This window comes from Thiocystis violascens DSM 198 (assembly GCF_000227745.2).
Classification (GTDB): Bacteria; Pseudomonadota; Gammaproteobacteria; order Chromatiales; family Chromatiaceae; genus Chromatium; species Chromatium violascens.
On record NC_018012.1, the window covers coordinates 1,570,527 to 1,585,411 of the forward strand.

Annotated in this window: 15 protein-coding genes; 11 read left to right on the forward strand and 4 right to left on the reverse strand. The window is 61.5% G+C overall.

Features of this window, described 5'->3' with window-relative positions; all coding sequences use genetic code 11:
• Positions 1–13: 13 nt before the first annotated feature.
• On the forward strand, positions 14–745 hold the full coding sequence (locus tag THIVI_RS06965) for a phytochelatin synthase family protein (RefSeq protein WP_014777921.1): 732 nt from the start codon (positions 14–16) through the stop codon (positions 743–745).
• A gap of 52 nt (positions 746–797) precedes the next feature.
• Here the strand turns inward: THIVI_RS06965 and THIVI_RS06970 are convergent, their stop codons facing one another.
• The 3 genes from THIVI_RS06970 to THIVI_RS06980 form a co-directional block, all read right to left on the reverse strand.
• Positions 798–1,235 (reverse strand): lysozyme family protein, encoded by a 438-nt coding sequence (locus THIVI_RS06970; RefSeq protein WP_014777922.1) that lies wholly within the window; start codon positions 1,233–1,235, stop codon positions 798–800.
• A gap of 63 nt (positions 1,236–1,298) precedes the next feature.
• Positions 1,299–2,354 (reverse strand): transposase, encoded by a 1,056-nt coding sequence (locus THIVI_RS06975; RefSeq protein WP_014776701.1) that lies wholly within the window; start codon positions 2,352–2,354, stop codon positions 1,299–1,301.
• The gene (locus THIVI_RS06980) at positions 2,329–2,655 is read right to left on the reverse strand and encodes a hypothetical protein (RefSeq protein WP_014777923.1); all 327 of its coding nucleotides are present in this window, start codon (positions 2,653–2,655) and stop codon (positions 2,329–2,331) included. Before THIVI_RS06980 ends, THIVI_RS06975 begins: the two co-directional genes overlap by 26 nt.
• Before the next feature lie 269 nt (positions 2,656–2,924).
• Here THIVI_RS06980 and THIVI_RS06985 point away from each other — a divergent pair, with 269 nt between their 5' ends.
• Positions 2,925–3,653, forward strand: coding sequence for a DUF1845 domain-containing protein (locus THIVI_RS06985; RefSeq protein ID WP_014777924.1), 729 nt, complete (start codon positions 2,925–2,927; stop codon positions 3,651–3,653).
• Between the two features lie 297 nt (positions 3,654–3,950).
• On the opposite strand, the gene THIVI_RS22600 is transcribed toward THIVI_RS06985, so the two are convergent.
• Positions 3,951–5,357 (reverse strand): IS701 family transposase, encoded by a 1,407-nt coding sequence (locus THIVI_RS22600; protein ID WP_014776674.1) that lies wholly within the window; start codon positions 5,355–5,357, stop codon positions 3,951–3,953.
• A gap of 89 nt (positions 5,358–5,446) precedes the next feature.
• Between THIVI_RS22600 and THIVI_RS06995 the strand changes: the two genes are divergently transcribed.
• The 9 genes from THIVI_RS06995 (at position 5,447) to THIVI_RS26030 (ending at position 14,860) form a co-directional block, all read left to right on the forward strand.
• The gene (locus THIVI_RS06995) at positions 5,447–6,049 is read left to right on the forward strand and encodes an STY4526/YPO1902 family pathogenicity island replication protein (RefSeq protein ID WP_014777926.1); all 603 of its coding nucleotides are present in this window, start codon (positions 5,447–5,449) and stop codon (positions 6,047–6,049) included.
• A gap of 3 nt (positions 6,050–6,052) precedes the next feature.
• Positions 6,053–6,451 (forward strand): hypothetical protein, encoded by a 399-nt coding sequence (locus THIVI_RS07000; protein WP_014777927.1) that lies wholly within the window; start codon positions 6,053–6,055, stop codon positions 6,449–6,451.
• On the forward strand, positions 6,432–7,451 hold the full coding sequence (locus tag THIVI_RS07005) for a conjugal transfer protein TraF (RefSeq protein ID WP_014777928.1): 1,020 nt from the start codon (positions 6,432–6,434) through the stop codon (positions 7,449–7,451). The genes THIVI_RS07000 and THIVI_RS07005 overlap by 20 nt, the downstream gene beginning before the upstream one ends.
• A gap of 45 nt (positions 7,452–7,496) precedes the next feature.
• Positions 7,497–8,909 (forward strand): conjugal transfer protein TraH, encoded by a 1,413-nt coding sequence (locus THIVI_RS07010; protein ID WP_245537392.1) that lies wholly within the window; start codon positions 7,497–7,499, stop codon positions 8,907–8,909.
• 53 nt (positions 8,910–8,962) lie between these two features.
• Positions 8,963–12,835 (forward strand): conjugal transfer protein TraG N-terminal domain-containing protein, encoded by a 3,873-nt coding sequence (locus THIVI_RS07015; RefSeq protein WP_014777930.1) that lies wholly within the window; start codon positions 8,963–8,965, stop codon positions 12,833–12,835.
• Between the two features lie 217 nt (positions 12,836–13,052).
• On the forward strand, positions 13,053–13,331 hold the full coding sequence (locus THIVI_RS07020) for a hypothetical protein (RefSeq protein ID WP_041446869.1): 279 nt from the start codon (positions 13,053–13,055) through the stop codon (positions 13,329–13,331).
• 300 nt (positions 13,332–13,631) lie between these two features.
• Positions 13,632–13,877: a hypothetical protein gene (locus tag THIVI_RS25200; protein ID WP_174284505.1), complete on the forward strand. Its 246-nt coding sequence runs from the start codon at positions 13,632–13,634 to the stop codon at positions 13,875–13,877.
• Positions 13,878–14,036 carry a hypothetical protein gene (locus THIVI_RS25205; protein ID WP_174284506.1) on the forward strand — a complete coding sequence of 53 codons (159 nt, stop codon included), beginning with the start codon at positions 13,878–13,880 and terminating at the stop codon, positions 14,034–14,036.
• 698 nt (positions 14,037–14,734) lie between these two features.
• Positions 14,735–14,860: a hypothetical protein gene (locus tag THIVI_RS26030; protein ID WP_281054912.1), complete on the forward strand. Its 126-nt coding sequence runs from the start codon at positions 14,735–14,737 to the stop codon at positions 14,858–14,860.
• Positions 14,861–14,885: the final 25 nt, after the last annotated feature.

The following is a 14,885-nucleotide window of genomic DNA, read 5'->3' on the forward strand; positions in this document are numbered from 1 at the left end:
GGAGACACACCTGATGAACGACACAACATCCTCGGCACCGATCAAAGCGCCTAGCCGTCGCCGAGCCCGCCGATGGGCGCTGGGACTGGTGCTACTCCTCGCGGTCCTGGGTGCCCTGACCTGGCACGGGCGGACGCTGGTGGCGCCGCACCCGGAGCGTTTTGCGAGCGGCGTGTCGACCGCTGGCCTCGCCTTGACGGAGCTCCAGCAAACCCCACTAGCTGAGCGTTTTCTGCGGGATTTCCGAACACAGGAGCTGTGGTCCTCGTGCGGACCGGCGAGCCTGCGCAACGTCCTCAGTTCCCTGGACCGGCCGGGCGAGCGCGAGCGCGACCTCTTTCAGGGCGACACGCTGGCGTGGCTACGGATGGCGGTGACGGGTATGACCCTCGACGAGGTGGCGGCGCTGGCCGAAGCAACGGGGATCGGGCAGGTCCAGGTGCGACGCAATCTGAGCAAACAGGAGCTCCGCACCCTCTTCGAATCGCTGAGCACACCCGGACGCCGGCTGATCGTGAACTTCGACCGGGCTCCGATTCATGGCGTGTCGCTCGGCCATTTCTCGCCCATCGGCGGCTACGACCCGGCGAGCGATCGGGTGCTGCTGCTCGATGTCACGCCTGGATTCGGACTGCAATTGGTTCCGACTGCCCTGCTTGCGGCGGCCATGCGCACTCAAGACCCGGTGAGCGAACGTTCCCGGGGGTTGATCCAGATCGATGCCGGACCACGCGATGCTGACTAGACGCGATGGATCCACGGGTGGCTCGGGACCGCAATCGGCCAGCCGTGCTCGCTCATCCAGGCGCGGTCATGGCCCGCACCATCCGCAGCACGCGACGTCCGTAAGCACGCGCAATGGCGGCGTTCTTCCAATGGTGATATCGGCCAACGCCCAGCTCGAGGTCATCCGGCGCGGATTGGATGGCCTCGGCAAGGATCTCGGCGGCGATCTCGAGGTTGGTGTGGGCGTCGAGCAACTGGACCGGATCCGCCACCTTGTCGCCGTGCCAATGCAGATTGATTTGCATCAGACCGACATCGATCGCCTGAGGGCGATGGCGGGCCATGAGCTGCCGAAGCGCTCGCGCGGCGGTCTGGCGAGACCGATGGAACTGTGGACCTTTGGGTCCGCGCAGGGTGTAGGGCCAGGGTGCGGAGGTGTGCGGCCCGGCGCGATGACGTGTCTCTTGCAAGGCGACGCCGTAAAGCAGCCTGGGGTCGAGTCCGCTCATCACCTATCAGTTACTCACGGGCATGAAAAGCGGGCAACGGGAGGTCGTTTTGAAGGCACCGCTTCAGACGGCGCAGGCCGCGCGTGAACCACGAGACCAGGCTACGATAGAGTTTCCTGAAGCTCCAATGCGCGGGGTCGTTCTGCGCCTGGACTTTTTTTCGAGTGGTGTCGGATCGTTCAGCCCCTCGTCTCGGCCGGCGCGAACACACCAGTACATGACCAAGGCCATGATGAGCACCAGTCGCTCCAAACGCTCGGCATGCTGGAGTTGCGAATCCTCCAAGTCGAAGCCCCGGCCCTTGACGTCGGAGAACATCGGTTCGATGGCCCAGCGAGCAGCGTCGTCAAGCACGCTTGCCCGTGTCGGGGCGGCGTCCATGGCAATGATCCACGGCTCGGGGTGGCCATCCTCGTGCAGGATCCCGAGGTTCGTGATCACCCCCTGCGCAAACAGGCGCACACCGGTGAAGTAACGTTCCGTCACCCCGTGTGCCAACGCGCCCGTCGTCGTCTCATCGCCCTGCCCGGTATCCGTTAGCACGTTGCTCTTCAGGCGCAGCCGGTAGCTCCAGCCCCGGGCTTGGAGCCACCCGAACAGGCCCGCCGACGGATAGAACCGGTCCGCCGATAGCAGCACGCGCGCCCCGGACGGCAGCCAGGCCAGGAGCGGCTCCAACACCACCTGCTGGCCCGCGAAGCCGAGATTGGCCGCCCCTTCCTCAGCCCGCCACGCCAGCGGTATCGCGCGATCACCCACCCGCAACGCCACCATCAGCAGCGCCATCCGATCACCCAAATCGGTTTGGTCCAGGCTCAACAACACCGTCTGACCATGGCTGGCCGCCTTCGCCAACTCCGCTCGTGCAAAGGGCTCAATCACCATTCCCGGACCCAACCGCGGATTCTTCAGCAAACGCCTCAGCCATTGCTCGCGCATGTCCTGCCGCTCGGTGTCCAAGGGCAGCAGATTGGCCAACTCCACCGTGTTCGGGGTTTGGCCTTCGATCATCGCCCCGACCGCCAACGCCAGCTTGCTCACCACCGTCTTGCGCAGACGCGGGTGCACCTCGCGCAGCCCGCACGCCACTTCATCAGCCAATCGTTTGACGCTTCCCATGATCCTCAATCACCTCAACATCGACTGAGCGGCAGTTTGCCAGAATGTGATAGGTGATGAGGTCGAGTCCGTGACGACGCGCAACGTCCGTCCAGACGGTGCCATCCAGGAAGCCCGAGGCATCCGCACCTGCCCTCAACGCTGGCGCGGTCCCCGTGACAACGGATACGAGCGATGCGGGCGTCGCGGCTGACGTGGACGCGGCGGCGACCAGCCGAATCGACGGTTGATCCTGCGCCGTCGCGGCGGCCGAGCAGAACAGGACCAGGAACAGAATGAATGATGAGTGGAGCATGCGCATAAATGATTCATCCGATCAATCGACCATCAGAGGTTCAATCAATGCACGAGTCTATCCATAATTTTCATTTTTCTGGCGCAATAACGGTTAATCCCACCACAACCGTTCATCGTCATAAACGGTCACTTTGGATTAACCGTTTTTCATTGCGCGGCAGCGTCCCACTGCGCAAGACTCATTGCAGTGCACATCCTCGACACTCGACTGACCAGATCGCCGCAGCGCGGCGGCTCGGTCGGCCGCCCCGCAGCTCGGAGGAGAATCCCGCGATGGCTATCGACCCCAGCGAAGAGACGACCACTTCATCGCCGCCCCTACCCTCGGCCGCCGATCCCCGTCAGCCCCTTGCCGCGATCAAGGCTGCGGCACCCGGTCGCTCCGCCCGCGCCTATCGCCACAGCCGCCCCGTCTTTGATCGACAGATCCGCATTCACAGTGAGTATGCGCGGCGGCTGGTCAGCCTCAGACAGTTCCGCCCCACCATGACCGCCCTCTACGGCATCGACGTCATCCTGCGGATCGTCGCGACTGATGAGGAAGCCGATCAGTTCGAGACGGTGATCACCCAGCGGCTCGAGGAGCTCAGCGTGGCCATCCTCGCCGAGCGCGAGCACTGGCAGCTCGAACTCGAGCGGCACGACCTGCTGAAGGCACGTCCCCGCTACACCCATCCGGTCGATCTCAAGGTACAGATCGCCTCGCCCCACATCGGCGCCTACACCCATCTGATCCTCGAACTCGACCAGGTGATGATCGCGATCGACACCCTCTGGCTGTCGGGTCTGCTCTCCAGCAAGGAGCGTACGGAGATCGAAGTCACCTGGCGCAACCGCCTCGGGCGCGCCGCCCAGAGTTTCATCGAGCTGCATCGCTACGCCTATGACGAGGCGAAGCGACGGGGTCAGCGTGACGCGGTCGACAACGCCGCCCGCGAGATCGTGACCGTAAGCGACGAGGACTTGTCAGGCGAGACGGACAGCGATTTTGACACGGAGTGACGTGCCAACCGACTCACCGCTGGCGCAGAGGACAGTATTCAGATGTATCGAATCCATGGCATCGAAGACCTGATCCGATCCCTCAATAACGGTAAACGTGCAATTAACCGTTCACAAACGAGTCATGCTCCGCATCCCTTTATGATTCACCGGCCCTTATTCGACGATCTGCGCTCCAATAAGCCGCTTCCGGTCGATTGAGCGCCATGCAAGCACGCAAAGAGGCTTAAATGGAAAATCAAGATATCACCATTCTCCTCTTACTTCTACTTTGTTACTTTAATTCAAACGCATTGACTATCCCGTCGCGGTCAGCTTGTAATAACGCTCGATATCCTTGCGCCTTTGCTCATGCCTGACCCGCATTTGCTGGATTCTTTTTTCGACCGCATCCGGATCGTTGAGTAGTAAAGCGATGATGAGAAGCCGAAGATCACGGCAACTCACCAATGGATAATCGGTTTTGTGCAAAAGACGCTCTTTAACAATAAAGGACAGCGACAACATCACCAGCGCCATATGGTGGTGCCAGGCATTCCATTTTCTGACTTGATAATCTGACATTCCTAATTCGCTTTTGGCTTCTTGAAATGCCCGTTCAACCCAATAGCGCTGTGCTTGCATGTAAGCCAGCCTTTCGATCGGGGTGCTCCGATAATCGACATTACTGAGTGAGTATTTGATCTTGTTGTCCGCGTGATTTCGGCTGATGACCAATACCCGCTCGGTCACGCGCTCCGACTTGCCATCCCAAACCCACACGGGAGCGGTATGAACGGACAGCGTGATCGGCCCTTTGGCCCCATTGCGAACGGCCATCGTGCGCCATTGGAAAGGATAAAGATGGTCGGCATACCATCTCACTTGCGTGGGGTCGCGATCAGCTTGAAGTTTGGTTGGCTTTCGTCCTCGCCCAGCGGATTCCGGAACCGATAGAATGGGTTTGAGGGGATAGATCATCTGATCGCAATGAACATCAAGCAGAAAATTTAACCCTATGTTATCTAAAGAAACACCAAGCTCTAACCCGTGTCCGTACAGGCCATCACCGCCCACCCAACCAATGTCTACGCCCGCCGCCAGATCGGATTGAATCATCTCCAGTGCGAGTTCGATCTTCGTTTTAAACTGACGTGCCTCTTCAGGAATACCCGCTTGGTCACATCGCTTTAAATCAGCGGTCCAGGACGTTGGAAGGAACAACCGCTCATTAATTAACGTGCTCTGTGATTCCCAAACTAAGCTGGCATAAACGCCCACCTGGCAATTCTCAACCTTACCAATGACACCGGCATATTGCCGCGCGACGCCAACGGAATACTTGCCTTTCTTGAGATGCGCTGACTCATCAATGATGTAGCCGACATCCCGACCGCGATAATTCGGCTGATTCGCATACAGACTTGAGGTGTCTTGGGCGATCGCACCGATGAGGTTTCCCGCCGACCACGGTGAATCTGTGATGAACTGTTGGATCCGTTGATAACCATCACCACCGGACACATCAATTTCTTCGTTGATGCGTTCGAGATTCCGTTTTCCGGCTTCAGTTTTGAGAAGACCCATGATGTAAGCTCGACTCAGTTCATGACCATCAGCTGTTTCGTTTTGAAAAAATTCGTGATAATCCTCCAGATGAGCGGAGAGGTTACCAACCATGTTTTTTAACATCGCATCGGTTTCGCTACCAATCGCGTTAGCCATGATCTGCCATTTCCAAATAAAATTTTCCCTGAAAATAATATTTGAAAATCATAAGCTTATGTCAAGCTAACAAAGTAGAATTACAGAGGATGACCCAACAATTCCACGAAGCAGACTATGAGTGCGCGCTTCGACTTGGGCTCGATTGGGATGAGATTCGCGTATTGGAAGAGCTGTCGCTCCTGGACTTCCATGTCCTGACGACACTGAGTCCGCACTTCATCCGGATCGACATCCAAATCGATCACGCGCAGCTCGATCTGGCCCTGCGCAGAGTCGTCGATCACAAGCGCAGCCAGGAAATCCAGCAGCGTCTCCTGGTGCACGGCGCGCCGCGACACCTGATGAGCCGGCTCTATGGCTGGATCCCGCAGCAATATCGCAGTCAGCGCCGGATGCTTCACCTGGATGAGGAGTTCCCTAACAGCGGACGTCCACCCAATCCCACCCTGACCGAGGAGGAGACCATCCTGACCCACTGGGACCATCTCGCCGATCTGGATTTGGCGGAGCGCTATCTGGAGACCGCCCTGGCGGCCAAGGTGAGCGTTCGCCAGGTCTGCCGTGCGCTCAGTCTGCGCGAGGAGCGCGAGCGTGAGGCTCTCGGCGCGACCGCCTCCGTGCGTCTACACGGGGTGGCATCCGGAGCCCATTCCCAATCGATATCCTCAATGACCAATAGGAGTCGATAGCCCATGCGGCAGGCAATTCTCGACCTCATCGAGCGACTCGACGGCGGCGTGTCCTTTATCGAGCTGTGTCAGCGCATTGAGGGCTTCGCCGGCCAGCACGCCTGCACCCTGAATGGGCAACTCGTGCTCTGGGAAGGCCTCTCGGACGCGGGCATCGAGGCGCTCGGCCGCCTTCAAACGAGCGGTCTGATCGCCATCGTCGCCTGCAGTCCGCTGGTCTATCTCATTGATGGGCAGATGCTCCGACTGCCGATCGCCAAGCGCCGCAACCATACCTATCAGCGGCCCCATTGGTACCCGGTGACCCTCTCGACGCCCGCGCAGGTGGCGGCGCACACCGCGCCGCTATGCCAGTCACGACGCACGCGAGGGACGCCAAATCATGTCCCACGTTGCGCCTAATCTCTGGCCCCGTCGTTGCAGACTTATGCTGCTTGTCTTGGCGCTGACGAACGCGCCTCATCTGGTGGCGGCAGAGCTCGCCCGGTTCTACGAGCGCCAGGCCGAGGGATGGTTCTGGTATCAGACTGAGCCTTCTGTACCGCCCCCCACGCCAACGGAGCCAGAGCCGGAATCAAAGAAGGAGCCACCTCCCACGCCGTCTTCGGAAACACCGGCCGGCAAGATCGCAGCCCCGCTCTCAGCGGCCTGGCTGCGCACCCATCTGGAGGACTACCGACTCCAGGCGATCGACGACCCCAGCCCGACCCGGGTCGCGCTCTACCTCTATCTGCAAAAGCTCGCCCTCGACAAGGCCTCGCGCTTCACCGAGAGCTTTCAGCGCGTGGTGCAGAGCGACCCCTATCTCGACGAGACCACCCGTCGACCGGTCGGCAACTATGCCAACCTGCTCAACCGCGTCGCCGGAGAGCAGCGCGACCAGGTGCTCCAGACGTTGGCCAAAGAAGCCGGGATCTGGCTCTTCTATCGGTCCGATTGTCCTTATTGCGCGGCCCAGGCGCCGGTGCTGCGCCTCCTTGCGCAACGCCAGGGCTTCGCCATCCAGGCAATCGCGCTCGATGGCCGACCGCTGCCCGGTGACGTCTTCCCCGACTTCCGCCCGGATGCCGGACAGGCGCAGCGCCTCGGTGTCGTCTCCACCCCGGCACTGTTCCTGGTGCGACCACCGGACGGGGTCGTTTCGCTCGCCCAAGGGCTGCTGTCGCTCACTGATCTCGAGCAGCGCATCCTGCTCGCCGCCCATGAGGCGGGCTGGATCGATGCGGACAGCTACGCCCGCACCCGCCCGCTGGTGGCCACGCTCTCGGCGGATGCGCCCGATGCATTCCCAGCAGAAGTGCCCGAGGATCCGATGGCCTTCCTCGCGCTGTTGCGTGATCGCGCGCGAGGAGACGCGCTGGCGGGTGAGGCCAATCCCATCGATCCGCTGGCCGGACCCTAGACGAGGTTTCCGATGCTGAATCATGGTGCTCACCGGACTTGGCCGATGCTCGCAATGCTGGCGGCCCTTTGCACCGCCCTCCCCGTCCAGGCCGATCTGAGCGACGAGATGGACAGCCTCTTCGGCACCCTGGTCAATGTCACCGACCCCTCCGCGCACTTGGGGCAACGTCGGGGTGTACTCTCCGGCGGCTCGATCGTCTCGCGCAACCGCATCACCAACGTGCATCCCGTCTCCATCGTCCCGCCCTCCTACGAGGCCGGCTGCGGTGGCATCGACCTCTTCGGCGGCTCCTTCTCCTTCATCAACGTCGAGCAGTTCACCAACCTGCTGCGCTCGATCGCCTCCAACGCGGCGGGCTATGCCTTTCAGTTGGCACTCACCACCATGGCGCCCTCGGCGGCGGAGATTATCGAGCAGTTGCAGAAGAAGGTCGCCCAGATCAATGCCCTCTCAGCCAACTCCTGTCAGCTCGCCCAGGGTCTGGTGAACGATGCCGCCTCGGCCCTGACCGGCAAGCGCTATGGCGAGGCGAGCCTGATGGCCGACCTCTATGAAATCGGCGATGTCTTCGAGAACCGCTCAACGGTGACGGGCAAGGGACCGCTGGAGACGGTCTACGAGCAGGTTCCGGCGGCGGCCGCCAAGCAGTTCGAGGGCAACCTGGTGTGGAAGGCGCTGACCGATCATTCGGTGCAGAGCTGGTACAGCCACGGCGACAAGGCCCTACTTGAGGCGCTGATGAGCCTCACCGGAAGTTTGATTGTGGGCTCAGCAGGTGGCGGATTGGAGACGAGCGATGACGGCGGCAAGAGTCTGCCGACCACCTACCTGGAGGCCACCCTGACGGTCAGCGACCTGCTCTATGGCAGTGGCGATGGCGATCTTCAGAAGGTCGTGATCTGGCGCTGCGCTTCGCTCTCGGAGTGTCGCGAGCCGGCGCAGGAAAATGTGACCCTGGTGGGATTGATCCCACGGGTTCGTGCCTTGCTGATCGGCGATGCCGGCGACGCGGGCCTGGTGCAGAAGTTCAAGCTCGGGATCGAGACCCTCTCGGCCGAGGAGCAGGGTTTCATGGAGCAGGTGCCCTGGGGCCTAGGCGGGGCCATCCGCACCCTCGCCCGCCAGGAGCCGGGCATGGCGCTGGCCTTCGCCGAGCATGCCGCACCCATCATCGCCATCGAGCTGGTCCAGCTCCTGGTGCGCGACATGCTGAGCAGCGTGCGTGTGGCGAGTGGCACCCTGCAGCACACCCATGCGACGGCGCTGATGCAACATCTGGCGGCGGTGCGCGAGGACATCTGGACCGAGTACGACACCCTCGCCGCCCGCTACGGCAATCCCAATGAGCTGCTGGAGAGCTACCGCAATCTGCTCGCGCTCTATCAAGCGCCGAGCTATCTGGACGTGATGCAGGCAACCGAGGGCCAGGGGGATGCGGAGCCGGGCCATGAGTGAGGGGTTCATGGCAGGAATCAGGCCACCGGTGCAGAAGCCGGGAGCACGCTAAGATGTGGACCCTCTACTCGATCGGCGATCCGGTCTTTCTCCAGCAGGTGCTCAATGCCGTGGCCATGTTGTTCGGCTCGGCGGACTTCCTGCAGTTCGTCGCCATCGGCTTCCTGATCGGGGTTCTGATCATCGCCTTCCAGGGGCTGACCCAGGGGGCGCAGGGCATCCGCTTTCAGGGGATGCTGGTGTCCTTCCTGCTCTACGCCCTGCTGTTCGTACCGACGGTCTCGGTGACCATCGAGGGGGCCTATTCGGGCACCGCGCGGGTGGTCGATAACGTCCCACTGGGTCCAGCGGTGGTGGGCTCGGCGGTGTCGAACCTGGGCTATGGGGTGACACGGCTGTTCGAGCAGGTCTTCACCACGCCGACCCTGACCGAGCACGGCTATGTCGATGCCTTGCAGGTGCTGGCAACGGTGCGCAAGACCGCCCTCTCGCGTCTGACCACGGGGGATGCCAACAGCCCGACCGAAGGGGCGGATGTCGAGCAGTCCTGGATCAACTATGTGGCCGATTGCGTGCTCTATGGCGTAGATCGCCAGATCAATGGGGCGAGCATAGACGCCATCCTGAAGGCGACGGATATGGACGCCGCGCTGCAGACGCCGATCGTGACCGGGACGACCGAGCTCCAACTCGGCACCCCGCGCGAGCTCCTGCCCTGCGTCGATGCCTATAGCCGGTTGCGCAGCTACACCAATAGCCAGTTCATCCCCAAGTTCCGGCAGGCCCTAGCGGCCAAGCTCGGCACCGAGGCGGCTGCGGTCGACACCCGCGTCAATGGCGCCCTCACGGCCCTGTCGCGCGACGCGGTCGACGCCCAGCAGTACATGGTGATGGCGGCCCTGCTGCCGATGTTCGAGAAGGGGGTGGTGCAGTACTACCGCAATCTCGGCGATCAGGCAGCGGCGACCCAGACCAGCCAGTCGATCCAGCAGCGCAACAGTCAGTGGGCGACCGAGCAGAACCTCTTCGTCGCCATCATGAAGCCGATGATGGTCTATTTCGAGGGCTTCATCTTCGCCATCGGTCCCTTCATGGCCTTCGCGATCGGACTCGGGCCGATCGGGATCTCCATGGTCGGGAAGTATCTGATCTTTGGGCTGTGGATCCAGTTGTGGATGCCGATCCTGGCGATCTCCAATCTCTATCTGATCCTCACGGCTCAGCGCGCCTTCGAGGCGCTGGCGGATCAGAACAGCGCGGTGTTGCCGTCGTTTCGGGCGCTCTATGAGAGCGATCTACTATTGCAGAGCTATCTCGGGACGGCTGGGATGCTGATCGCCTCGACCCCGGCGATCAGTCTGATGCTCATCTATGGCAGCGCCATCACCGCCACTCATCTGGCAGGACGGCTGCAAGGCGGTGACCACGTCAATGAGCGGCTCACCGCCCCGGATGTGGTGCAGCCGAGTGCAGCCAGCACCGTCGGACCACTGATGCAGACCACCGCGCTCGGCGGTACCCACGCCCCTGGCGCGCAGGAGATGGTCTGGTCGTTCAAGGCCGGGCAGTCGGCGCAGGCGACACTGCGCTCGGCCGAGGTCAGTGCCGAGCAGGCGCAAGAGAACTTCCAGAGCACCTTCGGGCAGGCATTCGTCCAGTCGGCGGCGGCGAATCAGCAGACAGCGACGCAGTATGCGTTGGGGCAGAAGTTCGATGCATCCTATAGCCGGGCAGATGCGGCTGTGGTGACAAGCGCCGAAGACCTTTCCAGGCGATTCGCGGAAACGAACATCAACAAAGAAGGCCTGGGCACTCTAATCAGTGCGGGCCTGAAAGGCGTCATGGCCGGCGCGCCGCGAACCGGTCTGGCGAGCGACCTGACCGGCCAAATTCGGCAGCAGTACGACGTGTCAGACAGTCAGGCTGCGGAAATCGCGCAGGCCGTCGCCAGGAAGGTAACGACAGACCAACAGCTGAAAGCCGCCTTCACCGAAGGCTTGGCGGCCGACATCTCACGCAACCATGGGGAGTCGTACACCGAGGGGCTCACGCAAAGCGACACGTCGCAGTTGACACGAAGCGCCCAGAACGTCCTGAGTACGACGCACTCATACGAGCAGGCGGCGACCTTCGCCCGCTCGGTCGGCACGGACGCCAGCTTCAGCGCCATCGAGACCTCGGCGATGCTGCTCAGACAACCCGCGACGATAAGCCGACTGGAGCAAGCGATCGATCGTTTCGGCCTCTCGGGCGATGCCGCGCGCCAAGCCGACGGACTGCTCGCCGGTGGCGTGGTGGGCGATCCCGTGCAGGCCCGCGCTATCGCCGGCATGGGACTGCTGCTGGGCTTCTATGGCGGTGCACGCACGCAGACCATGACACCGACAGAGCGGCAGCAGGCAGAAACGGCGGCAATGCGCATCTATTCCGGCCTGCTCGGGGTGAACGTCCCCGAGGGACTCGACCCACGGGTCAATGCCACTCTTGCCAACGCGACGCCAGCACTGGGGAGCGTGCGGACGGCTGTGACCGCCGCCGGCTTGCACGATAGCCGGGACCGAGTCAGCGCGGGCTTGAGCGGCCTGCGCGTCAATGCAGATGGGACCATCGCCCAGGTGACGGCAGGCCCGGAGCAGGTGGAGACCTTCGCGGCTGGCGCGCGTCAGTCGGCCGCGGACCAGGGAACCATCCAAGTCAATCGGCTGCGCGCGCAACGGCAAGCCGAGGTCCTGGAGACGATCGACCAACGGGTCCAGCTGCCGGCACCCGTCGCGCGCACCGTCCAAGAGCACGTCGGTGGATTAATGATCCAACTGGGTGAGTCGGGCGCCCTCGTTCAAGCTGGAGTCACGGGCCTGGCCGGTCAGGCGTCGGCGAGTGCCGCAGCAGCGCTGGCCTATGGCCAAACCCTCTTGAGCGGCGCTGGCTGGGAAGCCGCCCGAACGGCCGGCGAAGCCGCGGCAGGTGGGCAGGACGGTTGGACGCAAGCCCGTCAGACAATGGTCGAGGCACGCCTCGACGAGATTGCGGGCTATGGGCTGACCGCCGCGCAGACCGACCTTTACCGAACAGCATCACAAACCACCCTGTTCGCCTTCGCCCCGAGTGAAGTCCAGCAGACAGCCCGCACGACAGTGATCGGGGAAGCGCCGTCAGTCGCGACCGGAGAGCAGATCGCCACCCTGATCGAGCGTGCAGTGACCACTCGAGACGACAGTGATCTGCGTCTGATCGGCGCGTACAACCAAACGTACCAGGCCGACGATGCAGCGGAGCCGATCGTGCCCGTGGGGCACCTCGGAGAGCGCCTACGACTGCCGGCTGCCGTCGCCCTTCCGCATTCGTCATCCGCCGCAGGCGACGACGGAAAAAAAAACGCTAGCATCCCCTCCGCAGCCCAACTCGGTGAACTCCCGCTCCGACACCTGAGCGTCACCGAGGGCGCGCTTGGACAGGTCTTGAACCTGATCGCAGCTCCAGAATCCCACGGGAACTACAACGCCTGGTACCGCCACGCCGACCAAGACCAGGTGATCCTCTCAACGCTGACCGTCAGCGAAGTACAGGCGCTACAGAGTCAATTGCTAGCGCAAGGAAATGGCGGCTCAGCAATCGGACGCTATCAGTTTCTTGCCGACACGCTCGCCGATCTGACGCAGCGCCTGCAACTCAGCGGCTCAGAGCCCTTCACCCCAGCCCTCCAGGACCGCCTCGCACTGACGCTCGCTCGCGACGCAGGCATCAACGACTGGGCCACCGGGCGCCTCGACGACAGCAGCTTCGCCTACAGCCTATCGCAGATCTGGGCCGGCTTGCCGAAGGATGCCTCGAATCTCAGCTACCATGCCAGCGTCGGCAACAATGCCGCCCAAATCGACTACCCTCGAGTGGTGGAAACGCTGGCGACCATTCGGCATGGTGATTGATCCGTCACCAACACAGCCCCCTGAGCACGTCAGACACTCGGACTTCTCTACCATAGCCCGCAGACTCCCCGGAGCCTTTCATCGATCAAGTTCCGGACAATGCGGTAACTTCGATCGACCACGAACAATCCTTATTGACTGCACGACATCTCAATCGCTCCCAACAAGGTTGCATATGCGCAGAGGTCAATCACGCGGAGGCTGGAAAGCGAGCCATGTGCCCGTTATCGCCCTTTCTCTGTTCGTTGCCGGCCCTCTCGGGCTACTTCTGACGGCTCTGTTCTTTGTCTTTAGGAACGGAGAGTCCGCCGCGAGCACGAACCCGATCGAAGTTGTCGATTCCCGCCAGGATACGCGCGAAACGTTAGGAAGCTGGCGTGACAACTTCGATCAGGATACCGAGGTGTACTTGTTAAATCGTGACCACGAAGACCTACTGGAAATTATCACACGCCTGCGCGACGAGGACGACGCCCAGTCCATCAGTCGGTCCTGAGTGCACGCGATACCAATCCACTCCGTTCGATGATGCGACGCAAAACGCCAGCGATGACGGTCTTGTAACCATGAAAGCCGTCAGTGCCAACCAGAACGTCAGCGACTGCAGCACGCGGGGAACGGTCACTCGAACCACTGGACTCGGTGACGGCCGCGCCCCCACTGCGGTCACTGGGGTCGGGTATGGCGACAGTCTGGACTCGGCCAACAAAAGACATCGGGTCTAAGGCGGGAGCGGGGAGCATTGGTCCACAAACCGGACCTAGAGTGGCTGAGCAAGTCATACAGGAGGCGCGTTATGCCGGGCGCCATCATGCGAGTCGACGTTTACCGGGGCATCCGGCGAGAAGCCACTGACTCTCATACCAGCATGTCGCGGACATCGTCCGGCTCGAGCGGCCCGCTGCGCGCGAACCAGCGCAACACACGCACGCGCGGTATCCTCAAGTCCATGGCCACGCGCGAGCGCTTTCTGCGCGACCCCGCTCACCGCATCGTCTTTCACTTCACCCCAAAGCACGCCTCCTGGCTCAACCAGATTTAGATGTGGTTCTCTATCCTCGCGCGCAAAGTCATCCGCCGCGGCAACTTAAGTTTCCTCGATGACCTGCGCCGCAAGCTCGGCACCTCCATCAAGGCCTTCAACGAAACCATGGCAAAATCGTTTCGCTGGACATATCAAGGCAAGCCGCTCGCGGCCTAGCTCACCCAATGGTCTCGTTATATTCACAGCGCTGCACTAGCTTCCCGTAGCCTCGCTGGTCCGTGACGTTAGTCGCCTCTACCGAATATTTTTCGCGGCTTTGGCTTGTCTGCGCATACGCCGTCTTCGTCCAGCTCATAAAAATAGGCATAAGCGTCGTCGACTCTCCCTCCAGTACGAAGCAGCTCGAGTAAACAGAATCCCCTCTTTCCTTGACCCGGCAATATTCGCGCGGTCGGCGCCTGGAGCAGCCACAAAGGTCGCCTCGAAAAAGGCTCCTCAAGCAACGGGGAAATCTTGAACCTGTGGTAATGGCCAAACAACCACAAGCGGATTCCGTGCATCGCAAAAAATTGCCGCCCCGCTGTCGTCCAATTATCCGTCTGAACATCCGCGATGTTTCCCAACTGGGCTCCATGATGCGAGACAGCAATAGAGAATAACCCATCCGGGTCGTCGTCGACGCCCAAACTCCTGGTAATCTCACCCAACGCATCTTCGTCGAATGTCGCTCTCGACGGCTGCGCAGCCGTGAGGGCCGAAACGGTGCTCAGCGCGAAGAACCGAATTCCGCAGTGCTGAAAACGCCGATCAACCCAACTCAGACTCTTGCTCGACTGCCAATCGCGCGCTCCGGTAAGAGGGTGTAGACAAAAATAATTGAGCTGCTATTTGTATACCAGTCTACAACTGAGCTGGTGTGCGCTGATGTCGAAAGCTGGTCGTCCCCCAAGATTCACGAGGCGGAGCAAGCGGTATTGCGTCAAATTGTCACGGATCGCCCGACCTCCACGCTGTCAGAGGGTGTAGACAAAAATAATTGAGCTGCTATTTGTATACCAGTCTACA

Excerpts from the sequence above, each read along its gene's own strand:
- THIVI_RS06985 (WP_014777924.1), top strand. The coding sequence starts at position 2,925 with ATGGCTATCGACCCCAGCGAAGAGACGACCACTTCATCGCCGCCCCTA.
- THIVI_RS22600 (WP_014776674.1), bottom strand. The coding sequence starts at position 5,357 with ATGGCTAACGCGATTGGTAGCGAAACCGATGCGATGTTAAAAAACATG.
- THIVI_RS25200 (WP_174284505.1), top strand. The coding sequence starts at position 13,632 with ATGCCGGGCGCCATCATGCGAGTCGACGTTTACCGGGGCATCCGGCGA.
- THIVI_RS25205 (WP_174284506.1), top strand. The coding sequence starts at position 13,878 with ATGTGGTTCTCTATCCTCGCGCGCAAAGTCATCCGCCGCGGCAACTTA.
- THIVI_RS07015 (WP_014777930.1), top strand. The coding sequence starts at position 8,963 with ATGTGGACCCTCTACTCGATCGGCGATCCGGTCTTTCTCCAGCAGGTG.
- THIVI_RS06975 (WP_014776701.1), bottom strand. The coding sequence starts at position 2,354 with ATGGGAAGCGTCAAACGATTGGCTGATGAAGTGGCGTGCGGGCTGCGC.
- THIVI_RS07000 (WP_014777927.1), top strand. The coding sequence starts at position 6,053 with ATGCGGCAGGCAATTCTCGACCTCATCGAGCGACTCGACGGCGGCGTG.
- THIVI_RS06970 (WP_014777922.1), bottom strand. The coding sequence starts at position 1,235 with ATGAGCGGACTCGACCCCAGGCTGCTTTACGGCGTCGCCTTGCAAGAG.
- THIVI_RS07005 (WP_014777928.1), top strand. The coding sequence starts at position 6,432 with ATGTCCCACGTTGCGCCTAATCTCTGGCCCCGTCGTTGCAGACTTATG.
- THIVI_RS06980 (WP_014777923.1), bottom strand. The coding sequence starts at position 2,655 with ATGCGCATGCTCCACTCATCATTCATTCTGTTCCTGGTCCTGTTCTGC.
- THIVI_RS06995 (WP_014777926.1), top strand. The coding sequence starts at position 5,447 with ATGACCCAACAATTCCACGAAGCAGACTATGAGTGCGCGCTTCGACTT.
- THIVI_RS07010 (WP_245537392.1), top strand. The coding sequence starts at position 7,497 with ATGCTCGCAATGCTGGCGGCCCTTTGCACCGCCCTCCCCGTCCAGGCC.
- THIVI_RS06965 (WP_014777921.1), top strand. The coding sequence starts at position 14 with ATGAACGACACAACATCCTCGGCACCGATCAAAGCGCCTAGCCGTCGC.